A 26,579-nucleotide genomic window follows, 5' to 3' on the forward strand; every position below is an offset into this window, starting at 1 on the left:
ACGATAAATTGAATTTCTGCGGTAATAACCACATCAGCAGATATTGATTTTGTAATTACTCTAAATTACAAAATACCAGATCATTAAGAGAGGAGAAAAAACGTGAAGACAGTTTTGAGAAATGTAACCATCATGCTGTTCCTCATTCTTATAGCAAGTTGTGGCTATAGGAATCCCAACGTCTACAGTGGACCTTCGAAGGTGATTTATGCCACAGAATGGAAGAACAGAACCAGCGAACTAGGCCTTGACTCAAAAATTTACAGATCGCTGACCAAGTGGTTTCAAAAATCAGGGTCACTCAAAACAGTTCGTGACAAATCTGGTGCTGACCTTATCTTGGCCGGTGAAATCGTTTCAATATCACTGCCAAGCCTCTCCTATGACTCAAATAACATAGCATCAGAGGTTAAAGTTCATCTCAAGGTGCGCTATATCTTAAAAGAAATCGCCACCGACCGAGTGCTTCTTGAGGTGCCTTCTGAAACCTGGACAGAGGAATATCTTGTCACTAGCAGCTCTTCTACTAATTCCGATAATGAAAGTGAAGCCTTAGATGAAATCATAGAAAATCTCTCTAAGAAGATCTACCAGAGAACAGTAGCAACACTTCCCCAGATATAATTTTTCCTATTTCTACACCGTTTCACCTCGTGTTTTGTGAAACGGTGTTATCTCCCCATCGCTCATTATGCTTCAAATCGGTCCAGTCAAACTAGAAAATCCGTTTATACTCGCTCCACTTGCCGGATATACAGACCTTCCTTTTCGCCTCTTGTGCAAAGAATTTGGGGCAGGACTCACCGTCTCTGAGATGATTAGTTGCCACGGCCTTGTGTATCGACAGAGTAATACCCTTCGTATGCTCAAATCTGTTGATACTGAGAAGCCTGTATCCTTTCAACTTTTTGGCGCAGAGCCCGAAATAATGGCTGAGGCTGCAGAGATACTCGCCTCCTTTAACCCTGATATAATTGATATTAATATGGGGTGCCCTGTTCGTAAGGTTACGAAAAGAGGTGCTGGAGCGGCACTCATGACCACACCTGATCTGGCAGAAGACATAATCAGGCGTGTCACCTCAAAGGTGAACATCCCTGTCACTGTGAAGTTTAGAAGTGGAAAAGATAGTAAACATATTTCCGCCATTGAGTTCGCCAAGATGGCAGAGGGCGCCGGCGCAACCGCTCTTACTGTGCATGCAAGAACCTGGTCCCAGGGATTTTCAGGCCTTATAGATCCCACGGTTATTGGTGCTGTCTGTAAAAATGTCAACATCCCTGTAATTGGGAACGGGGATATCTCCTCTTTAGAAGATGGTCACCTAATGATGCAACAAACTGGATGTCAGGGGGTTATGATAGGTAGAGCAGCACTTGGAAACCCTTGGGTTTTTGCCCAAAAAGGCCGGCCTGATGACTACAAAGAGATAATGGATGGTGCCAGAAGGCATCTCACTCTAATGCAGGAACACTTGCCTGCAGACCGGGTTATGGGATACATAAAAAATCACATAAGCCGTTATTTCAAGGGCCTCAGAGGAGCGTCCAATTTTAGAAAGAAAATCTTTGATGCCTCTTCAAGCGAAGCTATTCAAAAACTACTTTTAAGCTATGATCTCGGTGAGCCTGAGGTTTAAACCAGCCCCGAAAAACGAGAAGCAAAGCCTAAACAAGTGCCTTGTTGGCAACAATCAGCTTAACGATTTTAACTATTGTTCTTGAGTTTCTCGGAGTCTATACTACCTGTTTTTTTAACAGAAGTTGAGGAGTAAGGCACTCATGCTATTCCTTCAAATCCTCAATTCGCTCCAGTAGCTTTTCAGCTTCTTCTCTTTTTGATTCATCAAGACTTTTACCCCTCATTGCCACCCTGAAATTTTGATGGGCCAACTTTATCTTACCCTCATATAAGTTATATTTACCAAGGTAAAATTGTGCGAGTGCGTCTTCTTTTATATTAGAATAAATCTGCCCTAGAGAAAAATATACATTTGCATACTGGGGTAATTCTTTTTCCAAAATTTCAAATTGTTTGATTGCAAGATCCAGACGGGCAGTCTTTTGATACAGTAACCCTAGATAGTATATTGCATACATATCTGATGTATTTACACCAAGAACTGTCTGCAATATCTTCTCAGCCTCTACAAAATTCCCAGCTTCATACTCAAGAACACCTACATCCGACAAAAGGTTGTTTTTTTTCGGGTACTTGAGCAATAAGTCATTCAATGTGTTTCGCGCTGAACTGTAATTATTTTCACTCCGCGCTATTTGTGCCATACCATAATTTGCCATATCCCTTTGCAATTCTGAGCTGGACTCATTTGCAAGAATACTCGCCAGATTTGCCCGCAATGACATGGAAGTAGTTGCTCGTGACAATACGCGATACTTGAAACGCAGGAAATTGAATTCATCCTTACTGCTCTCATCTGGCTCATAACTATCTTTATCCAACTCTATCAACGATTGAATAGTATCAAGTCTTGATTCGGGGTTAGGGTGGGTTAAAAGATATTGAGGTAGAGCATCACTTCTATAACGTGCAATACGTCGCATGGATTCCAGCATCCTCTCCTGACCTTCCGTATCGCGGTGCAGCTTTTTCATCCAACCATAGGCGAGCAAATCAGCCTCCTCTTCATTTTGCCTGGAAAAATGAAGGGTCATACTTTGACCTGTTGCCAAAGCACCTGTAAGAAGCGCAGGGGCCGCAGCACCACCAAAGGCAATAGCGGCAAGGGCAAGACCAAGGGTGGTCATGGATGTGTATTTACTCTTTTCAAGCCGTGCTGCAATGTGGCGCTTAACTATATGGCCAATCTCATGGGCAATAACCGAGACAAGCTCGTCCTCACTATTCATGGATTCAATAAGACCGGAGTAAAAAAAGATGAGTCCGGAAGGGGCTGCAAAAGCATTAAAATCCTTGCTGTCTATTACAAAAAAATGATAATCGAAATACTGAATACCTGCGACCGCTACAACGCTCTGCCCAACGTCTGTTATGTATGCAGTAATATCAGGGTCATCGATAAGATCGAAACTTGATCTAACACTATACAGAAGTTTCTCACCAACCTTTCGTTCTTCACCAATATTAAAAGCTACGGCAGGGCTAATAGATTGGACGGAAAAGAGGAGAACTGTTATTACCGCCGTAAGTGTTTTACCAATTTTAGTGACCATTATCTTTTAACCAACGTACTGTTTTAGCAAGCCCCTCTTCAGTTGAAACCAGTGGGGTAAAGCCAAGATCTTGAGAAGCCTTTTTACACGAAAAATAGTGTGATTTAGCCAGCTGTTCAGCCAGGAATCTGCTCATTCTAGGCTCCCCGGACTTACCTGTAAGTTTATACAACAGTTCTAAACCGGCCCCAACCTTATAGGCAGTTTTGTAGGGAACCCTTTGAGTAATTTTTTCAACACCCATTAATCCAAACAGATCATTAACCCAGTCCCATAAATTGACAGGTTTATCCTGGCTTATAAAATAGGCCTGACCAGCGGCTGTTTTTTCTCCCGTTAAATTCTGCGCTGCTAAAATATGGGCATGTGCAACATTGTCAATATAAGATATATCAACAAGATTGGTACCATCGCCCACAATTTTCAATTGTTTCTTCCTTCCAGCAGCAAGGAGTCGTGGTAAGAGATGAGGATCATTAGGCCCCCAAATAAGATGGGGTCTTAAGGCGCAGGATAAAACTGCATCATTTGTCAAAACAGCTTTTTCAGCTATGACCTTTGATTTTGCATAGGAACAGAGGAACTCAGATGGATAGGGTAAATTTTCATCACCATGTATGATATCTTTACGATCAAAAACAACAGAGGGTGTGGAGGTGTAAACCAGTGCCTGAGTACCATTTTCTTTGCACGCATTGATCACATGTTCAGTGCCAAGGACATTGGTCGTATAATAATTTTTCCAGGCCCCCCAGATACCGGCAAGCGCTGCCACATGAAAAACGACGTCCACTCCTTTGCACGCGGTCTTTACGTCTTCACTATTTGCAAGATCACCTTGAACACAGGTTACCCCTAAAGCTACAAGGTCTGGATAGTTATTTCTTCCTATAACCCTGACATCTACGCCATGCTGGAGCAGCTGTAATACCACAGCCTTTCCTACAAATCCCCCCCCACCTGTGACGAGGGCAGATCTAAAAGTTAAGGGTACATTTTTTCCTGGGCCCATATACTTAATTTTTCCCTAAATATTTTTGCATTATGCCTTATATCCACAGGAAAACTTCTATGAATATAAAAATTTTCTATGGTGTCAGTTATTTCACTTTTCTTTGCAAGAACCTTTGCCTCTGCAATCAACTGCTCCTCATTTCCACTAAAGTTTTCAATTGGCTCGAGGATAAGGACAGGTAAGCATTCTCCATTTTTGTTTTGTACAGGGACAAGAGCTGAACGATATACATCGGGATGCTCATTAACTATAGCTTCACAGGGTATTGAGAAATATGTTGTATCATGGGCCACCACTCTATGTGCCCTCCTCCCGCAAAACCACAATCGACCTTTCACATCTAAATAACCAACATCTCCCATCCTGTGCCAAAAACCCTCGTTATCCTTAATCTTGGCAAGACGGGTTTCTTCATCATTGTTCATATAGCTTTTAGTGACAACGCCACCAGAAACAATAATTTCACCTATTGTACCTGTCCCAACAAAGGTACACTGTTCGATAGTTTCTATTGCCTCATCTGACAGTTCAATGATTTTAATGTTTATACCAGGCAAACTATAACCAACACAGGTTCCCCGCCCTACTCTGCTCAGTTCCATTGTCTCGCCCAGTATTTCAATATTATCAATGGATGCAATAGGGAGGCTTTCAGTTGCCCCATATGGTGTCATCACACGACCATGGCCGGGAAGGATTTCAGTCATATTACGCAACAGATCATATGGGACAGGTGCTCCTGCCATCAATACCTTTTCAAGGGTTGGAAGCTTAATTTTATTATCAATGCAATACCTGCTCACAACCCGCCAAATTGCAGGAGAACCAAATGAATATGTAACTTTATTTTTAAGTATTGAAGATACGAATTTTGCCGGATCAACCTTGGCAGGTTTAGTCGGGTCCATATCAGGAATAATCGCACAGGCTCCAAGGGCAGTAGAAAAAAGTGCAAACAATGGAAAAGCCGGCTGGTCTGTATCCTTGTCTCCAATCTCGTAGAAACGTTTAATGAGTTGCAGTTGCGCGCTGAAAATCGAGTGTTCATATCGAACCCCCTTGGGAGGGCCTGTTGAACCTGTGGTAAATATAATTGCTGCCAGATCATCCTTACGGGGCTTATATACCTCATGTGAACTATCAGATACACGCCTCAATCTCTTGATATTAGGCCAAAAAAAACCTAAAGACCCACCACAACAAAATCTCTTCTTAATGGAGGTAAATGGCTTTGGGAAAACTCTTGAGAATAAAAGAGCTTTTGGTATCCCTATAAGATAATCCGGTTCAACTCTTTTAATACAACGTAATAAATTCTTAAAGCCCATGCCAGGATCGATAAGTACTACTGGTGTGCCAATCTTAAAAAGTGCCAGGGTAAGACAGATAAAATCAATGGAGGGCTTAACCATTAAAATTACTATCTCACCAGATTTAAGGCCTTGGGAGAGAAAATAATCCACATACTCATCAGAGCGACTATTAAGCTCTTTAAACGTAATGGAACTACCATCTCTTGCTTCAACGATTGCAGTCTTTTCTGCATTTGCCCTGGAAGCGTTGACAAACACCTCGGCAATGTTGTCACCAACTTGCATAAATCACATCCCTAATTACGAAAAAATGCAGCTATTCTTTTATTAACTTCATCTCTTTCATCTTCAAGCAGATAGTGACCGGCATCTTTGTAGTATGTAGTTTCAGCATATGGAAATCTTTCACACCACTCGGTATAGAAACTATCATTAAAGCAAAAATCCTTTCCACCCCAGACAATAAGCAGAGGAACCTTGTTTTCTTTAATCTGTTCCAGCCCGTTTTCAACGGAAACAAGGGTGTCATAGCTTGGGTGCTTTGAATCGAGGGGAATATCAACCACAAACCTATGGGTGGCAATACGATTTTTCCATGAGTTGTAAGGCGCAAGATAACCTGACTTCACTTCTGCAGACAGAGGTTTTGTTACAGCCATGAAGGTTGCAGGCCACGCAAAACCATTAAACAAGCGAACAATAACCTCGCCTAAAACTGGAATGCGACACAGGCTAATACGCAGTGGTATTTTTGTAGACCTGAATGCAGCTGTGTTCATTACCGTTATTTTATCGATTTTACCAGGAACCTTTCCAGCTAATCCCATACCAATAGCTCCACCCCAGTCATGAAGAACAAGGGAGAACCTATCAATACCGAGGGTATCAAGGAGATTACTTGCATTGGCAATATGCTGCTTCAATGTATAGGCGTAATCCTGTGGTTTGTCAGAAAGGCCACACCCAATATTATCTATTGCAATAACCCTGAAATTCTTTCTTAACGAGTGGATCAGATTTCTATAATAGTATGACCATGTTGGATTTCCATGGACCATCACAATGACTGGTCCTTTCCCCTCATCAATATAATGCATTTTCAAATCACCTAAACCGTGGAAACGTGAGGTGAATGGATAGTCTTGAAACAAGTGTATAATCCTTTAATAATAAGCTATATGAGACCCGAAGAGTCGTAATTTTGTGAGTAATCAGGTCGTTTTTTTGACTTGAATAGTAGAAAAAATATTCTAGTCCCCTCGCTGGGAGCATGTCAACTGTTTATCTACAGAAATCTGTTCTAAATGTTCGAAATAATACAAACTACTCCCTCTTCTCGTTAATAATAATTCCTAGTTGCCCGAATATATTGGAATATGTTCATTATTGTGTTGCATTAAAAATACCAATATGCTAAACGAATTACTGTTGTGCGCTAAACATTGTTATCAGGATATAACAGTGTAAATGCAAGGGGATAAGTACAAGGCATTCGCATAGCATCTGGTTATCTAGCTTAATAAGCTAGAGATTTATTAACGGTTTAGTTATAAACCGAGTATACAAGGAGCGGTACGATGGCAGAAGGAACAGTTAAGTGGTTTAATGATGCAAAAGGATTTGGTTTTATTGAGCAAGATGGTGGACAAGATGTATTTGTACACTACTCTGCAATCAAAACTGAAGGTTTTAAATCCCTTGAAGAAGGATCAAGAGTATCTTTTGAGATTGTAGATGGTCCTAAGGGTCCTGCTGCTGACAACGTACAAAAAATGTAGTATGCTTTAGCAATTACAATTCCAAGCCCCATAACACATCGTGTTATGGGGCTTTTTTTATTTACATAGGAGTGAGTGGTAAATAATCTGGCATCCACCTCATCCTGTCTATGAGCTTTGCCATTCTCGCAGCGTCCCCATTTGGTTGAAAATCTGAGTAGACACACGGCCTGCTCAAACCTTTTTCTACCGCACACATAGCAACCGCCAGTGCCACCACCTTTGCAACATCATACATAGCGTCAAGAGACGGCATAATTTTCCCCTCACTGAGTTGCTTTTCAGTAAGCATATCTGACACCGCCTCAGCTGCAACAATAAAGAAGTCCTGGGTTATTTCACTTGCCCCTGAAACGAGTGCCCCTAACGCTACTCCTGGAAAGATTAGAGCATTATTACATTGGCTAATATTACTGGACCGTTCAAGAGCGTCCATGGTAGCGCAGGGATTCCCCGTACCTATTAGCAAACCATCATCGCTCCATTTCGCTATGCTCTGACACAACTGAGCAGAGGTTGAAACATGTTGAAAAAGAGGTAGAATAACTGGTCGATTGGTATTTTTCTTAATCTCACTGATCGTCTCTTCATTAAAAAAGAATTCATGTCCGGTTGTACCAATTAGAACAGTAATACCAGCTTCACGAATTATGGTTGGAATATCGGTTGAATCAAGCTCTGTGAGCCATGGATGATCGACTGGATCTTTGGCAAATGGCTTTTTATAGAACTGGCAGTCCCGATCAGTGGAAACCAAGCCCTCTCTTTCCACCACAAAGATGTGCTCGCTAGCCTCCCTCTCAGAGAGCCCTTTACCCATAAGGATCTGTTTTATAGTTCGCGCAATTCCGACACCACCAGTACCGCTGCCATGGATAAGATAGTTCTGCTCCTCAATTTTTTCATTTTTAACTTTCATAGCAGAAAAAATTGCCGATGCAGCCACAGCACCCAGGCCCTGAATATCATCATTAAAGGAAATGATCTCATCCCTGAATGCATCATGGATTGAAAAGGCGGTCTTCGGTGAAAAGTCCTCCCACTGACAAAGAGCATTGGGGAAAACATTTCTAAAAGCCCTGACAAAACGACCAATAAAAGAAAGGTACTCCTCCCCTTCAAGCCTTGACTGCCTCCAGCCAAGGTAGTGTTTGTCAGCAAGTAGAACCTCATTATTCGTTCCAACATCAAGGGATATAGGCAGGCAGTGCCATGGAGCGATACCTGCCCCCTGGGTATAAATCATCAATTTACCATGACAGACTGCGATTCCACCGGCACCCTGATCACCAAGACCAAGAATTCCGTGGTTATCGGTCACCACAGCAACCCGGATATCGCGGTGTGCAAATCGTCTCAAGATATCTTCAGCATTATCGATATTGCCAGGATAGAAGTGCAATCCATTTGCATGGCGAAACATGGAAGAATATTGTTGAACAGCAAGCCCCACTGTGGGTGTATAAATAAGCTTTATATAAGTTTCTATATCACTCTTTACTAGGGCATGTGCAAGAGTAGAGTTCCTGTTAAACAGAGCCCGGATAAAGATATATTTTTCAATATCATTTACCTTCTCATTCACTTTTTTTTGCGAGCTTTGAACCTGGTCAAACAGACAACGCACTCCCGGCGGAAGCGTAGCATCTAAAGCTAACTTTTTTCTCTCATTTATACTAAAGGCAGTTCCCTTATTTATATATCTGCTGGAACGTGCAGAATCGCCACTGGCATAAACTATTATCTCTTTGGTATTGCCAAATTCGTCATACTTAAATCGGTACAGATCTGAAGACATAGCCAGCTCCCTCTAAAAAGCATATAAAAAGAAATGTCCAATTGACAAGCCGCACCGTTTCCTCCATAATGCCCAGCCATGGAACCATGGAAAGAAATATTACAAAAGAGCATCACTACTCCGGAACAACTTCAGCATCAACTGGGTCGTAATTTTGATGTATCTCAAGATGTAATAGCAAATTTTCCGATGAGGATAAACCCATATTTTTTCAATTTGATTGAATATCCGGGAGATCCCATCTGGAAGCAGTGCATTCCTGACCCTTTGGAGTTATGTGATACAGTCTGTATCCCTGACCCACTCGGTGAAGAAGACCTCAGCCCCATTCCTAACCTTGTCCACAAGTACCCAAACAGAGTATTGCTGCTGACCAGCAATCAATGTGCTATGTATTGCAGATTCTGTACAAGAAAAAGAAAGGTTGGATCTGCCCAAATGCACATTGATCAGTCAACTCTTGGGCAAGCCTACGACTATTTATATAAACACCCGGAAGTATGTGATGTCCTCATTTCTGGAGGTGATCCACTGCTACTCGACGATGAGTTTTTGGATGATATTCTCTCACATCTTCGCTTAATACCCTCTGTTACGATGATTCGGATCGGCACTCGGGTACCATGTGTTCTCCCCATGCGAATTACCGAACGTCTCACTAAATTACTTAAAAAACATCACCCCTTATATATCAACACCCACTTTAACCACCCAAAAGAATTAACACCCGAAGCGCGCGAGGCATGCACAAAATTAGCTGATGCAGGCATTCCGCTCGGTTGCCAAACAGTGCTGCTAAAAGGTGTTAATGATAATGTAGCAGTACTAAAGGATCTGTTTCAGAATCTACTTTTGATGAGGGTAAAACCATACTACCTTTTTCAAAGCGACCTAACTAAGGGAGTGAATCATTTTAGAACGTCAACAAGTGACGGTATTGCCATCCTGAAACAGCTCTATGGACACCTCTCTGGCATGGCGATCCCCACCTTTGTCTTAGACGCACCTGGAGGCAAGGGGAAGATACCACTTACTCCCCAATTTATTAAAGAGAGCACCCCCGCTAATCTCGTATTTGAGAATTATAAAGGAGAATTGTGCGAGTATCCTGAAGCCTAAAATCATACACTCCAGAATCTATCAAAGAAACTCTACATGCTCTCCATACTATTTTTTTATATGATAATCCCTTGATTATATAATTCGTTAAGCCGTATACTTCTATTTAACAAATGCCAACTGTGTCCTTTGCTAACAACGGAGTACTATGAATAAGGATGATGTACTAAAAACAATATTAAAATCAGATGAACTCCCTACTCTGCCCACCGTAGCCTCACAGCTTATTACATTAACCTCCCGTGAAGATACAACCATAGCAGACATTGGGAACCTGGTTGAACAAGATATCTCCATTTCCGCTAAAATCCTTAAGGTTTCGAACTCTGCTTTTTATAGTTTTCCACAACAAATTGGATCTATCAAGCAGGCCGTAAGTATTCTTGGAATGAATGCAGTGAGAAGCCTTGTCCTATCCTTTTCCTTTCTCACCATTAAGGGTGGGAAACAGGAAAGTCGATTTGATTTCAAACACTTTTGGGAACGCTCACTTGCATCTGCTGTGGCCGCCCGTCTAATACTTGAAAATGTTAAAGGAGCTGACACCGAACAGATCTTTATTTCAGGACTCCTGCAAAACCTTGGTGAGCTGATTCTTGCAAAGATCTTTCCTGAAAAATATGATGAGGTCCTTGCCGCAGTCGAAGATAACCAATACGATTTACTCGCTGCTGAAGAGGCAGTGTTTGGTATTAACCACGCACTGGTAGGAACAGAGGTGGCAAGAAACTGGGGTTTTCCGGACATCCTGATCGATCCAATTTTATACCACCACGATCCATCAAGCTACAAAGGGAAAAATCCTGACATTCAAACGACTGTAAACGCGGTATTTCTCTCAGATCTCCTCGTAAATATTCTTTTTTCTGAAAAACCTGAAAAATACCACCAGCAGTTCCGAAGCGAAGCAACCCAGTTGCTGAAGTTTACAGCAGAAGAAATAGAGACAATACTCAACCAGGTACATCTCAGATTTAAGGAAGCTGGAACATATTTTAACCTGAAAATAAAGGGTACTAGCTCGGTACAGGAAATACTTCAAGAGGCCAATATTAAGCTGAGCCTCATCAATTTAGATTATGACCAGATGAACAAGCAACTTATCCTGGCCAAAATCCATCTTGAAAATATGACAAAGGAACTTGAAGAAAAAAATACAATACTCGACAACCTTGCCAACCTTGACGGGTTAACCGGCGCCTATAATCATCGGTTCTTTCAAAACTCTCTTGATCAAGAAATTAGCCGGTGTATGAGAAACAGTTCAACTATCTCCATACTTCTCTTAGATATTGATCACTTTAAAAATTTCAATGACACCTATGGCCATCAGGTTGGTGATTTTGTACTCACAGAATTTGCAACTATCCTGAAAGACAATGTGAGAAAATATGATGTTGTTGCACGCTACGGTGGAGAAGAATTTGTTGTCATCCTCCCTGAAACTGATCTTGAGGAAGCAATGAAGGTTGCCGAAAAACTTCGCGCAGCAATAGAGTCCGCAGACTTTGATGATAACCGTGAGACCTACAGTGTTACCGCAAGTTTTGGAGTCAGTAGTGCTAAACCGGCAACTGAGGATGAATTCAAAAAAGACATCCTTATCAGTCAGGCTGATCAAGCTTTATACGAAGCAAAAGAAAAAGGTCGAAATAGGGTTATGAGCTATTCCCCTAAAAAGAAGTGGTATTCGTTCTAGGGTGATTTTGACCAATATACTTACACTTAAGTCGAACTTCTAATAATTCACATCATGTTTTCAGGGTCTACATCTACAACCAGATTACACTGCGCAACTAAGATGTCTTTTTGAACGGAACGTACAGCAGCGCAGAGATCATGTAATACAGTAGAAGAGACTCCTTTGAGTAGTATCTGCCATCTAAAATTATCTCTGACTTTATCTAGAGGAGAAGGGGCTGGGCCCAAAACCTCTAGATTAAGCTCATGTTTTTCAATCCCTTTCCTGCAAAATCTTGCAAGATTCATGGTGGACTGCTGAACATTCTTTTCAACCTTTCCCTGAACTCGTAAGAGTACTAAACGCACGTATGGCGGAAAGGCGGGGTGTTTACGTAACCTCATCTCATGTTCGTAGAAAGCCAGATACTGATGCTTTTTGGCAAACTGAATGGCATAATGTTCCGGTCGTAAGGTCTGAATGATTACCTCTCCAGGGAATTCGCCTCTGCCTGCCCTCCCCGTCACCTGGGTTATAAGTTGAAATGTTCGTTCCGAGGCCTTATAATCGGGCATACTCATTCCACCATCCGCCCAAACCACGCCCACCAATGTCACATGTGGGAAATGATGGCCTTTAGCGATCATTTGAGTGCCAATCAAAATATCTATTTCCCGGGCATGCATATCCGACAATACTTTTAAAAATTTTTTCCTGTCGGCTGCTGTATCGGAATCAATCCTTGTAATCCGTGCAGTAGGAAGTAACTCTTTTAGCTCCTCCTCTACCCGCTCAGTTCCAAATCCCGCAGGTGCGAGTTCAACGGACCTGCAATGAACACATACAGTCTGTGCTGTTGTGGTAAATCCACAATAATGACAGATAAGCTTGTTTTGCTGCTTATGCAGGGTGAGAGAGACATTGCAGTGGTTGCACTGAACAGGGTTACCACAATCCTTACACAGGAGGGCTGTTGAAAACCCGCGGCGATTAAGCAGAAGAATTGCTTGTTTTTCACTTGCAAGGTTAGCTTCAAGCTTGGCTAACAGCTGGTGCTGAATAATAGAAGATCTATTTTTTTTACGTGAATCCTTTTTACTTAAATCAACAAGTTTAACAGGTGGCAGAACAGAGTCACCTACCCTCTTATTCATTGTCAGAAGCTTATATTTGCCAGTGCAGCCATTTTCAAAACTTGTAATTGAAGGAGTTGCCGATCCGAGAAGTACGACACCTTTGTGATGCTTTGCCCTTAACACAGCTAGATCTCTAGCGTGATATCGGAAACTGTCATCCTGTTTGTAACTCGTATCATGCTCCTCATCAACGATGATCAGACCGGGATCCTGTAGAGGTGCAAATATTGCGGACCTTGCCCCTATGACTATCTTGGCCTTACCACTCAGAGCAAGGAAAAATTGATCGTATTTTTCGGCACTAGTAAGACCTGAATGAAGCAGAACAACCAAATCTTTAAAACGAGAGAGCAGGTGCGCCTCTAATTGCGTTGCAAGTGCAATTTCCGGAACTAAAATAATAACATCCCGCCCCTTGGCTATAGTCAGCTCAGCGGCTCTTAAATACACTTCAGTCTTACCGCACCCGGTAACTCCATGGAGCAGAAAAGGTGAGAATGCACGTTTATTAATAGCGGGCCTTAACTCAGATAGGACAAGTTCCTGTTCGGGGGTTAATGTGTCAGGCCGAGGGTAAAATTTGAGTTGCTCACCAAAAGGACTTCTATAAATTCTATGAAACTCTTTAGCTACAACACCAGACTCTTCAAGAGCCTGCAGTGCTTTGGCAGCGCCTGAGTAGATTTTTTTTATCTCTTTTAGAGCAGCATGAGGACCATTACTCCTAGAAGCCACAGCATAGATAGCCATTAAGGCCTTTGCCTCTGATAGCTTTATTTTTTTTCCTAGATACCTATTAACCCGATTACGGTACTGCTCTACAGTATCGAATATTTCAACTCCAACTTCAGGTACCGGAAACTGTTGATCAATCAATGTAAAACAGGCTTCCCGCTTTTCCTTGACACTATCTTTTACAATTTCGGTCTCTTCAGAAACACATTGTGCTAAAAAAAGTTGGGCAAGCTGTTTTTTATCCTCTGTTGCGAATTCTGATATCGCTTTTTTATAATCGATTCTGCCCTTATTAAGGAGCTCAGCAAGCCATGGAGGTATCTCTCCATGGAGATACTTCTCTGCAACAGCTTCTTTACTGGTTAGAACCAACATTTTTTTTGATTTAGGAGCCAGTCCACCAGGAAGAGCGGCCTTTATAACCAGGCCTATGGGATATTGGTAGTAATCAGCTACCCACTTAAAAAAGGTAGTAAGAGTGACATGAAATAGAGGATATTCATCGAGGAATTTTACAATAGGTCTTATTGTAAATTCTGGTTTTTCATCGCCTTCATCAGACAATTTGACGACATAACCTGTCACCATACGATTGCCAAGGGCGACGAGTACTCGTCGCCCTGTATATTGTGCGCTGACCGCATCACTCACATCGTCATGCAATTCAGTCTTAGGTAAGCAGTAGGTTAATGTTTGGAAAATTGGAACAGCAACCGCAACTTCAACATGAATCATAAAGAGGCTGCGACCTCTTTGATATGCTTTTTAAGTTGAGATCCCAGGTCTTGATGCCTCAATCCATAGGCAATTATAGCCTTTAAATACCCCATTTTATCACCTGCATCATAGCGTACACCATCAAACTCATAAGCATACATTCCGCGCTTTTTGGTCAAGGCAAGCAGAGCATCAGTCAATTGTATTTCGCCACCATGTCCAGGTGTCGTTTTATCAAGAATTGAAAAGATTTCAGGCATCAAAATATACCTTCCGATAATGGCCATATCCGATTCAGTTGTACCAGGTGCTGGTTTTTCAACCATTCGAGTTACCTTTACCGTATTTTTATGGCCATTTTCTTCACCTTCAACAATACCATATTGATGTGTTTCTGAATCTGGTACACGTTGAATCGCCACAATCGACTCACCAACCTCATCAAACAGATCTATCAACTGCCTTGCACAGGGTTTCTGACTGAGTACGAGATCATCACCTAAGAGGACCATAAAAGGTTCATTTCCAACTACATGACGGGCGGTCCAAATGGCATGGCCGAGACCTAACGGTTTTTTCTGACGAACGGAAACAATATCAATAAGGTTTGAAATATTATTAAGCTCTTCACCGAGGACAACCTTATTTTTCTCCTTTAGTACAGAATCGAGATGGAAATTAAAATCAAAATGGTTTTCAATGGCAGATTTTCCCTCACTGGTGACAAAGATAATCTGATCTATTCCTGACGCCACGACTTCTTCTACAATATATTGTATAGTAGGTCTGTCGACGATGGTGAGCATTTCTTTTGGAATTGCTTTTGTGGCGGGAAGAAATCTAGTTCCAAGTCCTGCTACAGGAATAACTGCCTTACGTACTTTCATTTGACCCTCAAGATTGTATTATAAGAATGAGCTACTAGTACCTTTACAATTCAATGATAATCTACACATAAGTACAATTCACGTTTATCTGAAGTCTACGTGTATCTACTATTTTAGATGATTCAATCTTGTAAAAGTACTTATCACAACTGACTTCCCTTTAACCGGGGTTAATTATTTATCCAGCTATTAACTTTGGATTTGATTTAACATACTTTTTTCCTGACATCTATTTTTTAATTACATGAACATTCACTACCCTGACAATTTACCAATATCACAAGAAAAAGATCATATCGTAGAAACAATTCAACAGCACCAGGTTGTTATTCTAGCAGGGGATACTGGATCAGGAAAAACGACTCAACTCCCCAAAATGTGTCTTGAAGCATTTCCTGAGAACAAGCTTGTCATCGGCTGTACCCAGCCCAGGCGTATTGCTGCTACCGCTGTATCAACAAGAGTTGCAGAGGAATTACAAGCGCCTGCAGAAACTGTTGCATACAAAATTCGTTTCCATGACAAGACCGGACCTGATACTAAAATCAAATTCATGACAGATGGGGTCCTGCTCGCAGAAACACGCAACGACCCTCTACTTAAGCAGTATGGTGTAATTATAGTCGATGAGGCCCATGAAAGGAGTCTCAATATTGACTTTATCCTCGGTTACCTCAAAAATCTTTTACCCAAGAGGCCTGATCTCAAGATAATCATAACCTCTGCAACCATAGATACCAAAGCCTTTTCGAAACATTTTAATAATGCTCCTATAATCACAGTCTCCGGGAGATCATATCCGGTTGAGGTTCAGTATCAACCAGCAGAGGAAACGACATCTGGGGCCAAAGAAAATGTTGTTGAATACTGCGCTGAAGTTGTCAGACAACTTGTCTCTCAGCAACCTGAAGGCGACATACTGGTCTTTTTAGCAACCGAAAAAGATATCCGCGAATGCTGCAAAATCCTTGAACAGAGCCTCCAAGGCGTAACCGTTCTTCAATTATTTGGACGCCTCGCCTCTGGAGACCAGAGAAAAATATTCCAATCGAGTGGCAGGCTTAAAATAATAGTTTCAACTAACGTTGCCGAAACCTCCCTTACTGTTCCTGGAATTCGCTATGTGATTGACTCAGGACTTGCCAGAATTTCCAGTTATAACGTCCGTGCAAAGACCACAAGTTTGCCTGTAAGCCGCATATCCAAGGCGAGTTGCGACCAGCGAAAAGGAAGGTGTGGCAGGGTAGGACCAGGGCTCTGCATTCGGCTATATTCAGAGGACGACTTCAATTCAAGAGACGAATATACTGTTCCTGAAATAAAAAGATCTAACCTTGCCGAAGTAATTCTGCAGATGATATCTTTACAGCTTGGGGATCCTACTAAATTTCCTTTTATAGACCCTCCATACAATAACGCAATCAAAGAAGGCTATAGATTGCTGACAGAACTCGGAGCAATTGACAACAGCAAACGCCTTACAGTAAATGGTAGAATCATGGCAGATCTACCAATAGACCCGTGTATTGCGCGAATTATAATTGAAGCTAAACAAAACAACTGTCTTAAGGAAATAATCGTTATTTCAGCAGCCCTTGCAATCCAGGACCCCAGGATGCGTCCAGCTGAAAAAGAAAAAGAGGCTGACCTGGCCCACAAGGAGTTTAACCATCTCCACTCCGACTTTTCTACCTTACTTAACATCTGGGATTCGTTCCACGATGGGGCTAAAGAAAAAAAATCGTGGTCCTTTCTTAAAAAATATTGCAAAACACACTTCCTCTCGTTTCAAAGAATGCGTGAATGGTTCGATTTACACGATCAACTCAAAAGAATCATTTCAAAACGAAAACAGTTCACAATCAACGATGAGATCGCAAGCTACGAACAAATTCACAAATCACTCCTGGCTGGATTCTTACGTAATTTAGCAAAAAAAAAGCAAGGGAAGAACTACTCCGGAACCCACAATAAAGAGTTCATGATATTCCCAGGTTCAGGCCAGTTCGAAAAATCAAGTGAGTGGATTATCAGCGGATCATATATAGACACGAATAGACTGTATGCGTTAAACGTTGCATCGATTTCCCCTGAATGGATAGAACCTGTTGCGGGTAACTTGTGCAAATACGCATGGTCAAACCCACACTGGCGACAAAAATCAGGAACAGTTGTCGCTGAAGAGTCAGTATCGCTTTTTGGTCTGCCTTTAAGTAGTGGTAGAATGGTAAATTTCCCGGCACGACATCATAAAAACAAAAAAGAAGCAAGAGACATTTTTATTCAGCATGCCCTTGTGCAGGGACATATTTCTGGACAATACAATTTCCTCAAAAAAAACGATCAACGCATCACAAAATGGCAGGAATCTGAAGACAAACTTCGCATACGAAATATAGTAACAGACGACTATAATTTTTTCCTTTTTTATGACCGTAATCTTCCGGATTATGTTTACGACCAGCCAACACTCAACAGGTTTTTAAAAAAACGAAGAGACAATTCCCTGCTCCTGATGGAGGATAGTGATATTATTCTTCGAAAACCTGACGAAAACGAACTCTTTGACTTTCCTCCTGTCTTTCACATTGGTGAAAGCACTATTCGATTAGAATACAATTTCAAGCCCGGTTCTGAAAAGGACGGCGTTACATTCCGCCTCCCCATCGGTGTTGCAACTTTGTATAACAGTGAACAATTCAACTGGCTTGTTCCTGGTTTATTGAGAGAAAAACTCACATTCCTCTTAAAGGCTCTTCCTAAAAGCCTGAGGAAACGTCTGGTGCCTGTAAATGATTCCGTCAATAGAATACTCGATGATATTGATTTCGGATCGGGGCCTCTCTTACCAACCCTTGAAAATTCAATTCAAAAACTTTTCGGGTTTCAGATTAATCGAACTGAATGGTCAAAAGAACTCCCTCCCCACCTCACGCCTCGTTTTGTTCTCATAGATGAGAAAGACAAAGAATTTTTATCCGGAAGGAATTTACAGGAGATCATTAATAAATCATCGAGAAAGAAAACCATAAAAGCCGTAACAACTATACGTTCTGAGAACAATCCGCACATCAAAAAATGGCAGAACAGTGAGCATACCACCTGGAATTTTGATGATCTTCCTAGTGAAATCACACTGCACAATAATAAGGGCGAAGTATCCCAAATTCTATTTCCTGCTCTTGTAGATCAACCAGAAAAAGGGTTTGTTAAAATTTCATTCGTCCCGGATTTCCGATTAGCCTGCGAAATGAACACCCTTGGGACCATCGGCCTTTATAGACTCCAGTTCAAAGAACCGTATAAGGCTTTGAAAAAGTTATGTAACACCACTTTGACTGGCCCCTCCGTTTTGCAACTTATGTCCATTGCAAAGAATAAAAAAGAATTGACCGAACTGTTTCTCCGCTATGTTTTGCTACGACTTTTTCCTGATCCCATAACCTCAATTATAGATAAAGAGTTGTTTGAACAAAGAGTAAGCGAAATGAAACAGGAAGGTTTTTTCAAAAAAGCTCAATTGATTATTCAGTCGACCATGAAAGCACTACGCATGAGAAAAGAGGTGCAACAACTCATTGAATCTACATTTTTAAAAAGTAAACAGAGAGGACATTTACTCCCACCAATGAAGGATTACTTCCACAAAACACTTGATGAGATTTTCCCCCTATCTTTTATAACTGAGCCAGCTGACTTTTCATTACAAGACACAGAGAGTCATCTTAAAGGACTGCAGATTCGCTTAGACAGATTTTATGTAGATCCTCGAAAAGACCAACAAAAAGAGGTACAATTAACCCCTTTTCTTAACAAACTGAATGAATTGAGTAAAAACACCAACACACTGTCATCTGAGGCTAAAAAAGAAATAAATCTCTTTAGAGAAATGATCAACAACTACAGACTGGTATTATTTGCACCTGAAATCCGTACGAGCTCATCCGTTTCTGTGAAGAAACTGGAAAAACAATGGCAACTGGTACGCTCACTATGTTGAGGAAAATCATGAACAAAGTTACTATTGGGGTACTGCTCTGCCTTTGTGGGCTTATTCTTCTCAACTGGCATCAACCATTTTTAGGAGTACCTGCTTTTGTATTTGGTATTCTTGTAATGAATGGTGGTCACTGGAGACGAAGAAAGTAGCTGAAAACATTACACATTCACTCAACCCGAAATTTTATCCCCGTACCAAGCTCAGGTGTACAACACACTGTTAACGACATGCCTCAAGCCATGCATGGTGTATGGTTTGGATAAACTGTTGGCAAAACCATATTCCTGGCATTTTTCCATTATGGGATCTAAAATAGTCCCACTCATAGCAATGACTTGAATATCAGGATCAATCTGCCGGAAAATTTGACAACAGTCTGATGGCGATTCCTTATTAATTCCTGAGACATCTAAAATAATTATTTTTGTTTTTTTACCATTATCACTTTTTGCTCGCTGCAACTCAAGGCTTGCCTCAGAACTGTTGGCCACCCCAATCACCTCAAAACCTAAATGACTGAGCATAATTGATCCAATCTCCCGCATCTGACTATCAGGATCCACAAGCAAAATTGACTTACGTACAGCATGACCATCTGAATTATTTTGTGTATCTCTGGCGGAAACAAAAACAGGCAAATAGATTGAAACAATAGTCCCCTTACCTTCCATTGAGTTAACCGCAACATATCCACCATGATTTCGTAACGTTGCATAGACAATAGTCAACCCTAACCCCATCCCTTTCACAACACCCCGCTCTTTTGTGGAGTAATAGGGGTCAAAGACCCGAAAGAGTTCTTCACTGTCGATTCCCACACCGAAATCCTCAATATCAACTCTCCCATAGCGACCAGCAGGTATATACTGCCCCGAGACTATATCTGGTGCAGTAAGAGTCACCTGCGAGACTGAGACAGAAACTTTTTTTTGGGCAGCAGCCTCCTGTGCATTTTGTAGAACATTAACAATGGCGTTGCCAATTTCATCAGAATCTATACTGACAACCACATCCTCATCATTGAAAATGAGTTCATATTGCCCACCATGCTTTTCAAAGTATGGCTCTACAGTATCCTTTACAGTGGTATGGAGACTATTTTCTTTTCGACTCACTATTCCAAAATTAGAAAAACAGGAAATTTGCCTTGTGAGATCGACAGCTATTAGAGCAGCCTTTTGAGCTTGTGCTATCAGCTTTGCAGATGCCTCCGGCTCGTGATTCTTATTTTGCAAAGAAATGATATCAAGGTTTCCACAAATAACGGTGAGGAGGTTATTAAAATCATGGGCCATTCCTCCAGCCATACAACTCATGGCATCCATCTTTCGTGCGAGTTTAATTGCATCATCGAGTTGTTTATTCTGTTGCTCTGCATTGTGTTGCCTGGAAATATCTCTGAAAATACACAAGCCAAAGATAGTACTGTTTTCTGTAACAGGTATAAATGAGGCCGTCACAACTCGGTTATCAATATAGAGTGGATAGTCTTCATAAATATGAAAAGATTCCATTCCCCCCAATTTGAGATCTTCCTCCACCCATCTGTTGATTGCAGAATCGAATTCGCCCCAATCTCTCACCTCCTGTAATTTCCTCCCAGTCATTTTTGCTTCACTGTTTTCGAGGATCTCACAAGCAGATTTGTTAATTGTTACTATTTTACCTTCCTGGGTCAGCTCTAGTATGCCCTCATAGAGATTGGATAGAATAGCTTGATTATGCTGTTTTTCCATCAACAATTCACTTGCGACTTCAGATGCTATCAGTCCTTTAGGTATCTGCGGGGTAGTAGAGATTTGAGCGGTATCATCGGCTCTAGACCTATAGGCATTTAATGCAAATTTGATCTGAGAACGAAGCTCTTTTAAGTTTCCTTTTGCAATACAAAGATCACAATCAACTTCTTCTAAAATTCTTTTTCTATCTTCTAAGACAATTGCAGACAAAACGACAATAAAGACATCTTTATATTTACTTGAACTCCGAACAACACGACAGAGCTGCTCCCCACTCACTCTTGGCATGATCAGATCAGTAAACAAAATATCTGGAATGGTGTGATCGAGTATCTCAAGGGCATCAAGACCGGTCTGAGCTTCACTGACAACACACCCTTCCTGCTCAAGAATACTACTTATAGCTCGAAGTAAAACGGGGTTATTATCCACAGCAAGTACTTTAATATTCATGCAATTGTTCCTTTCTGCAGTATACATTACTGAGATTCAAACCATTCTTTAATCGTATCTATCATAAGCCGCATATCTACCGGTTTAGTAAACACCCGCCATGCACCAAGATGTTCAGCAACACTGAGATAAGAATCTGGTCCAATTTTTCCTCCACCAGATATTGCAATAATGCCGACACCAGGAAATTCATTTTTGATTTGAGTTATGGTTTCAATACCTTCCTGAACCGGCATAATCAGATCACAGACGATAAGATCCATTAATATTTCCCGCTGGATTTTCATGCCGTCCAGACCATTTTCAGCCTCATAGACTTCGAACCCGTCCCTTTCAAGCCACATTCTGAACAGATTTCGTATATCATTGTCATCATCAATTATGAGAATTTTCATATTCTTATCGTTTATTCAAACTCATTTTGAGTGTGGTTTCGCAAAAACAACATCTCTAAAAAATTGTATCATATTTCGCCGTCTAGATGCCATCTTCAATTGCTCCGGAATAAGACCACTGCTATTAATTTTTAGAACTGACATTTTATATTCAATATTCGTTGCAAGACGATTATCAATGTACCAGGCATACATTAAGCCCATTAATAAACCAGGTGGGGTAAAACCTTCACCACTATTAATGAGTCGGGTATAGTGACTTGAATTTTTTGTAGGACACATCCTTGCAATTAAAAGAAATGTTTTCAACTGTTCCTCGGTAAAATAACATTTTCTATACTCTGAACTTGTAAGTCGCAGATGATAAACACGCCCAAGATTGAGTCCATCTGAAACAACATTATCCATCATTTTTGAGTGAGCATAATTACCTAAAAGAGATTCACCCAGTGCAATCATCAATGCAATTTCTAAGGTTTGCTTATCTTTAACCTGATCGGTTCTCATTTTAATACAACCATCTTCAGGGTCATAATATGAGAAAACCTTGTCCCATTTTTGATCACGCTCCCAATTATCTGCGCTCAAGCAATGGATGTTACGAAAATATTCCAGATGTGCTAGCGGTATAACAGGATGATCCCATAATATTTCAGCAATATGCTGCTTCAGTTGGTCAGAACTATTACCCAGGTCGGACCCTACAAATTCTATAGTAAGACGATCTATTCTTGCCTGAATAACGGTGTATTTGTCACAAGGATATATGGAAGATGAATAGCAAAGCTCCTTGTTACTGTGAGCTAAAGTGCTTCTATGATCAACGCCCTCAACAACTGTATCTTTTGAAAAACTATTATGCCCTCTGTAAAGTGCATTGACCGCAAGAGCCAAGCGAGCAGGATCGTGATGAATAACTCCACGCAGCTTAAGTGCTGATTTTGAAAATATATCACACTCAACAGGAATATAATTTCTTTGAATAAGATTCTCCTGATCTAGATAAATCGGGACCTTTCCCTCCACAGCGTACCGCTGGAGAATTGAAGCTGGGATATCCTTTAAAGATACACATAAGATTTCCCTGAACAATCCGTCCGTACCACCCGGGATATTCTTTTCATAGGCGTCCAGCATATCTGAAACATGAAACTTTCTTGCCGGATCAACATTAGAAAAATCTGTTTCCCCTTCCTGGACCCAGAGGTTTGAAACTAACACTTTCAGTGCATTTTTGTTGTTACGAACGGCCTGAGCAAGGCCAGGAACCTGCAAAACCGGAATAATCGAAGAATAGAGGCTTCCAGGAGCAAAAATTATTATATCTGCATCCTCAATATCCTGAACCGAGCCCTCATAAACCTTAGGTGTATCGCAATAGTCAACGGCTATGCTTTCAATAGGCACCCCACGCTTTACAGAACCGAGCTTATGCTCGCCGGTAATTTCGACACCATTTGAATAAAGAACCCTTAGTTGTGCAGGGGTGAACGAACAGGGAAGTACAGCATATTCTCCACAACCTAACACAAGCCCCAGAGCATTGAGCCCGGCAGCAATTGCACTATCCCTACTCTCTGTATCTGTTTTCAGAAAACCAGGTCCGGCCCCATCTGGAATTTCCCTATAAATTGCAGCTGCACAGAGCAGATTTCCAAAACATTGTGGACGTTTTCGAGTGTTATTAAAGCGGTGGTCCTCAAATAATGATTGTATGAGATAATGGAGATAATTTTCAAGCGGTGTGGGAAGATTTCTAATTTCTGCGACAGAGTTCTTAAATAAAATATCTTCTTTTTCAAGTGGACCGGAAAATCGCAAATTGAATAGATTGGCAACTATTGAAACAACCTTTTTGGCCTCTAAACTATCTAAACTATATTTTTTTTGCAGGTTACTGAGCTGAATAGATGAAAGTAAAACATGGCGTATATCACCAATGGCTATTAGTGGTAAGTCCTTAAGTAACTCCCCAGTTGATCCACCGTTATCAGTTATACAGACAATAGAGCGTATTTGAGGGAAAATTTTTTTTAATCCACTAAAAGGAGATTCAGCCCAGTCAGCTTGCCTGGAATCCCCGCCAAGGATATTAGATAGACCTGTACCTCCACCAAACACGACAACCTTGGCATCTTCTGGTTCTGAGCCCCCCACAAGCTGGTGTCGTAAGTTTTCTAGAACCATATGCGCATCAGCATGTACCCCAGCAGGCACTCCCTGAATTGCTAATTCAACAAGCTTTTCCCTCAGGTCTTTTTGCGGAAGAAGATCCAGGGGCGAGTAGCTCATCGTTTGTAATTCTAATATAAGATTCTTATCCAAGTAAACCTCATTTTACAGCAACAGATCTATGTAAAACATCAAGAGCATAACCACGTAACTTCAAAGCTATAGACGTACAGTTTGTTCCTCAACTCTTTTTAAATCCTCAGGCGTATCTACTTCAATGGAATCGTATTCAGTAATAGTAACCTTGATTTTATATCCGTATTCAAGGGCACGCAATTGCTCAAGCTTTTCAAACTTTTCCCACTCCCCTTCTCTGAGCGCCACAAAGGAGAGTAAAAATCCCTTCCGGTAGGCATAAAATCCGAGATGCTTATAATATGTAGGCTTTTCTCCTTCCTCGGGATTTCTCTGAAAAGGAATTGGAGACCGGGAAAAATAGAGTGCGTAATTATCCTTATCAAAAACAGTTTTCACGTGATTAGGATCATTAATTTCCTCAGGCCTGATAATTTTATAAATAAGAGTAGACATGGGAAGTGCAGGATCATCAAGTAATGGTTGCGCAACCTGATTGATAACTTCCTCCGGAAAAAGCGGCTGATCGCCTTGAATATTTACAACCACATCATGTTCTGAAATTTTTAACAGTTCAGCCGCTTCTGCTAATCGATCAGAGCCGGACACATGATTGGCTCTGGTCATAACGTATTCGCCACCAAAATCAGTAACGCACCTGGCAATTCTCTCATCATCGGTTGCGACAACTACTCTAGATAACAATTTTACAGCCTTTGCTCTTTCAACAACATGCTGTATCATCGGTTTTCCATGTATTTCAGCAAGAGGCTTACCAGGGAATCTATTGGAATCATACCTGGCAGGTATAATCGCTACTACTTTTGGTTTTTGTTTCTGCATGATCAGTTATATTGTTTTAAAGTAATAAACTTCTATTAAAAAAGACAGAGCAAGCAAGCTATGTCCAAAAGACGGAATCATCATTGAAGATATCTGTTTCATCTACAATAAAATCAGCAACATTTCTACAAAAAGCCGAAAATCTTGCAATAAAACTGGATCTTATTTTCTGTCAAGATCCTGTTGAGTGCATCACAGATATTCTACTCTGTTACACGCCAGAGGGCTTACAGCTGATGCGCGTTAATGCAACTAAAAACAAATTAACAAAACTGCTTTTTGTGGATTTTATCCATGGCAAAAATGGCTACAGAAGAAAAAATAACACAACTACAAAACAACCTCTGGCAAAAGCTGTAGGGATTAAACCAGGATATCGCCCTTCAGTATTTGATGCAACAGCTGGCCTTGGGGGAGACAGTTTTGTTTTAGCAACACTAGGCTGCAAAGTAACAATGTGTGAAAGAAACCCCATAATGGCAGAACTACTGAGTAATGGTCTGAAACGAGCCCTGAGATCGCAAGAGACAGAAGCTATTGTAAAAAACAACTTAACCCTTCTACAGGAAAACAGTCTCTCACTTACAAAAAATAGTATAGATACATTTGAAACAGTCTATCTTGACCCAATGTATCCCCACGAAACAAGCTCCGCCCTTAACAAAAAAGAAATGAGGGTTATCAGGATGATCGTAGGTGATGATTTAGACAGCTCAGACCTTCTAGAATGCGCCAGAAAATTTGCCACAAAACGAATTGTTGTCAAAAGACCCCGACTGGCCCCTCCTCTGAGTGAGGAAAAGATATCGTATCAGCTTAAAATGAAGAGTAGTCGTTATGATGTGTATATCCTCACCTAGGAAAAATAGTAGCAATTGGAGAAATGGTGTTGATACACGGCTCACCAAGGTCATTCGCATAAGAACATTAGAAAAAGAAGATTACAGCTAAAGGGAGACTGCAGCTAAGGGGAGATGGGTGCACTAATAAGATTCTATTTATGATATTTTTCACCGTGCTTAATGGTATAGGCGCGATAAATTTGTTCAACGAGTAACATCCGCACCATATCATGGGTAAAGGTCATTTTAGAAAAAGACAATACGAGTTGTGCCGCCCGAAGAATATCGTCAGAAATACCATCCGGGCCACCTATGAGATAACTAACCTGTCTAATCCCGGAATCTTCCAAATTGACAATCTTCTTTGAAAACTGCTCCGAGGTAAATTGCTGTCCCCTTGAATCCAGTGCCACTATCACAGATCCTTTCACAACAGAAGCCAACAGCAATTGCCCCTGGGATTTAATAGTCTCTGCTATAGATTTACTGCTGCTCTTATCTTTTAGAGTTGTTACCTTTAAAGAGGTGTAATGGGTCAGTCTTGAGCTGTATTCATCAATCCCTTTCTGGATAAAACTATCTTTTGTTTTTCCGAGAAAGACAATTTCGTGTTTCATAGTAGTATAT

20 protein-coding genes are annotated in these 26,579 nt (G+C 41.0%); 8 read left to right on the forward strand and 12 right to left on the reverse strand.

All coding sequences use genetic code 11. The annotated features are described in order from the left end of the window. The first annotated feature begins 102 nt into the window (after window positions 1-102). Complete coding sequence (gene lptE, locus ACX6CI_RS07610; protein ID WP_458777565.1) at window positions 103-624, forward strand: LPS assembly lipoprotein LptE; 522 nt, start codon at window positions 103-105, stop codon at window positions 622-624. Window positions 625-691: 67 nt separating this feature from the next. Continuing rightward, window positions 692-1,639 (forward strand): tRNA dihydrouridine synthase DusB, encoded by a 948-nt coding sequence (gene dusB / locus ACX6CI_RS07615; RefSeq protein WP_458777566.1) that lies wholly within the window; start codon window positions 692-694, stop codon window positions 1,637-1,639. 145 nt (window positions 1,640-1,784) lie between these two features. Here the strand turns inward: dusB and ACX6CI_RS07620 are convergent, their stop codons facing one another. From ACX6CI_RS07620 to ACX6CI_RS07635, 4 genes are read right to left on the reverse strand one after another with little or no spacing between them, the layout of a single operon-like run. Then, on the reverse strand, window positions 1,785-3,194 hold the full coding sequence (locus tag ACX6CI_RS07620; RefSeq protein WP_458777567.1) for a M48 family metalloprotease: 1,410 nt from the start codon (window positions 3,192-3,194) through the stop codon (window positions 1,785-1,787). Further along, on the reverse strand, window positions 3,184-4,206 hold the full coding sequence (locus tag ACX6CI_RS07625; RefSeq protein ID WP_458777568.1) for an NAD-dependent epimerase/dehydratase family protein: 1,023 nt from the start codon (window positions 4,204-4,206) through the stop codon (window positions 3,184-3,186). The genes ACX6CI_RS07620 and ACX6CI_RS07625 overlap by 11 nt, the downstream gene beginning before the upstream one ends. Then, on the reverse strand, window positions 4,179-5,807 hold the full coding sequence (locus tag ACX6CI_RS07630) for a fatty acid CoA ligase family protein (protein WP_458777569.1): 1,629 nt from the start codon (window positions 5,805-5,807) through the stop codon (window positions 4,179-4,181). The genes ACX6CI_RS07625 and ACX6CI_RS07630 overlap by 28 nt, the downstream gene beginning before the upstream one ends. 11 nt (window positions 5,808-5,818) lie before the next feature. After that, window positions 5,819-6,619: an alpha/beta fold hydrolase gene (locus ACX6CI_RS07635; RefSeq protein ID WP_458777570.1), complete on the reverse strand. Its 801-nt coding sequence runs from the start codon at window positions 6,617-6,619 to the stop codon at window positions 5,819-5,821. A gap of 480 nt (window positions 6,620-7,099) precedes the next feature. Here ACX6CI_RS07635 and ACX6CI_RS07640 point away from each other — a divergent pair, with 480 nt between their 5' ends. Continuing rightward, the gene (locus ACX6CI_RS07640) at window positions 7,100-7,300 is read left to right on the forward strand and encodes a cold-shock protein (protein WP_458777571.1); all 201 of its coding nucleotides are present in this window, start codon (window positions 7,100-7,102) and stop codon (window positions 7,298-7,300) included. 61 nt (window positions 7,301-7,361) lie between these two features. Here the strand turns inward: ACX6CI_RS07640 and maeA are convergent, their stop codons facing one another. Then, window positions 7,362-9,098, reverse strand: a complete 1,737-nt coding sequence (gene maeA / locus ACX6CI_RS07645; RefSeq protein WP_458777572.1) for an oxaloacetate-decarboxylating malate dehydrogenase — start codon at window positions 9,096-9,098, stop codon at window positions 7,362-7,364. 78 nt (window positions 9,099-9,176) lie between these two features. Here maeA and ACX6CI_RS07650 point away from each other — a divergent pair, with 78 nt between their 5' ends. Further along, window positions 9,177-10,217 carry a KamA family radical SAM protein gene (locus tag ACX6CI_RS07650; protein ID WP_458777573.1) on the forward strand — a complete coding sequence of 347 codons (1,041 nt, stop codon included), beginning with the start codon at window positions 9,177-9,179 and terminating at the stop codon, window positions 10,215-10,217. 148 nt (window positions 10,218-10,365) lie between these two features. Beyond that, the gene (locus tag ACX6CI_RS07655; RefSeq protein ID WP_458777574.1) at window positions 10,366-11,916 is read left to right on the forward strand and encodes a sensor domain-containing diguanylate cyclase; all 1,551 of its coding nucleotides are present in this window, start codon (window positions 10,366-10,368) and stop codon (window positions 11,914-11,916) included. Between the two features lie 47 nt (window positions 11,917-11,963). Here ACX6CI_RS07655 and priA read toward each other — a convergent pair whose 3' ends face one another. Together priA and galU are read right to left on the reverse strand one after the other, a co-directional pair. Continuing rightward, window positions 11,964-14,504: a replication restart helicase PriA gene (gene priA / locus ACX6CI_RS07660; RefSeq protein ID WP_458777575.1), complete on the reverse strand. Its 2,541-nt coding sequence runs from the start codon at window positions 14,502-14,504 to the stop codon at window positions 11,964-11,966. Further along, on the reverse strand, window positions 14,501-15,373 hold the full coding sequence (gene galU / locus ACX6CI_RS07665; RefSeq protein ID WP_458777576.1) for a UTP--glucose-1-phosphate uridylyltransferase GalU: 873 nt from the start codon (window positions 15,371-15,373) through the stop codon (window positions 14,501-14,503). Before galU ends, priA begins: the two co-directional genes overlap by 4 nt. A gap of 244 nt (window positions 15,374-15,617) precedes the next feature. Here galU and hrpA point away from each other — a divergent pair, with 244 nt between their 5' ends. Next, a complete protein-coding gene (gene hrpA / locus ACX6CI_RS07670) occupies window positions 15,618-19,373 on the forward strand; it encodes an ATP-dependent RNA helicase HrpA (RefSeq protein ID WP_458777577.1) in 3,756 nt (1,251 codons plus the stop codon). A gap of 8 nt (window positions 19,374-19,381) precedes the next feature. Beyond that, window positions 19,382-19,522 carry a hypothetical protein gene (locus tag ACX6CI_RS07675; protein ID WP_458777578.1) on the forward strand — a complete coding sequence of 47 codons (141 nt, stop codon included), beginning with the start codon at window positions 19,382-19,384 and terminating at the stop codon, window positions 19,520-19,522. A gap of 51 nt (window positions 19,523-19,573) precedes the next feature. Here the strand turns inward: ACX6CI_RS07675 and ACX6CI_RS07680 are convergent, their stop codons facing one another. The 4 genes from ACX6CI_RS07680 to kdsB form a co-directional block, all read right to left on the reverse strand. After that, a complete protein-coding gene (locus tag ACX6CI_RS07680) occupies window positions 19,574-21,565 on the reverse strand; it encodes an ATP-binding response regulator (RefSeq protein WP_458777579.1) in 1,992 nt (663 codons plus the stop codon). A gap of 26 nt (window positions 21,566-21,591) precedes the next feature. Continuing rightward, entirely contained in the window at window positions 21,592-21,960 is a 369-nt protein-coding gene (locus tag ACX6CI_RS07685) for a response regulator (protein ID WP_458777580.1), read from the reverse strand. 21 nt (window positions 21,961-21,981) lie between these two features. Next, complete coding sequence (locus ACX6CI_RS07690; protein WP_458777581.1) at window positions 21,982-24,285, reverse strand: gluconeogenesis factor YvcK family protein; 2,304 nt, start codon at window positions 24,283-24,285, stop codon at window positions 21,982-21,984. A 66-nt stretch (window positions 24,286-24,351) separates the two neighbouring features. Beyond that, window positions 24,352-25,110 (reverse strand): 3-deoxy-manno-octulosonate cytidylyltransferase, encoded by a 759-nt coding sequence (gene kdsB / locus ACX6CI_RS07695; RefSeq protein ID WP_458777582.1) that lies wholly within the window; start codon window positions 25,108-25,110, stop codon window positions 24,352-24,354. 83 nt (window positions 25,111-25,193) lie between these two features. Here kdsB and ACX6CI_RS07700 point away from each other — a divergent pair, with 83 nt between their 5' ends. Continuing rightward, complete coding sequence (locus ACX6CI_RS07700) at window positions 25,194-25,970, forward strand: class I SAM-dependent methyltransferase (RefSeq protein ID WP_458777583.1); 777 nt, start codon at window positions 25,194-25,196, stop codon at window positions 25,968-25,970. A 134-nt stretch (window positions 25,971-26,104) separates the two neighbouring features. On the opposite strand, the gene ACX6CI_RS07705 is transcribed toward ACX6CI_RS07700, so the two are convergent. Next, a complete protein-coding gene (locus tag ACX6CI_RS07705; RefSeq protein WP_458777584.1) occupies window positions 26,105-26,569 on the reverse strand; it encodes a 23S rRNA (pseudouridine(1915)-N(3))-methyltransferase RlmH in 465 nt (154 codons plus the stop codon). Between the last annotated feature and the right edge of the window lie 10 nt (window positions 26,570-26,579).

The organism is Desulforhopalus glucosivorans, assembly GCF_054397165.1.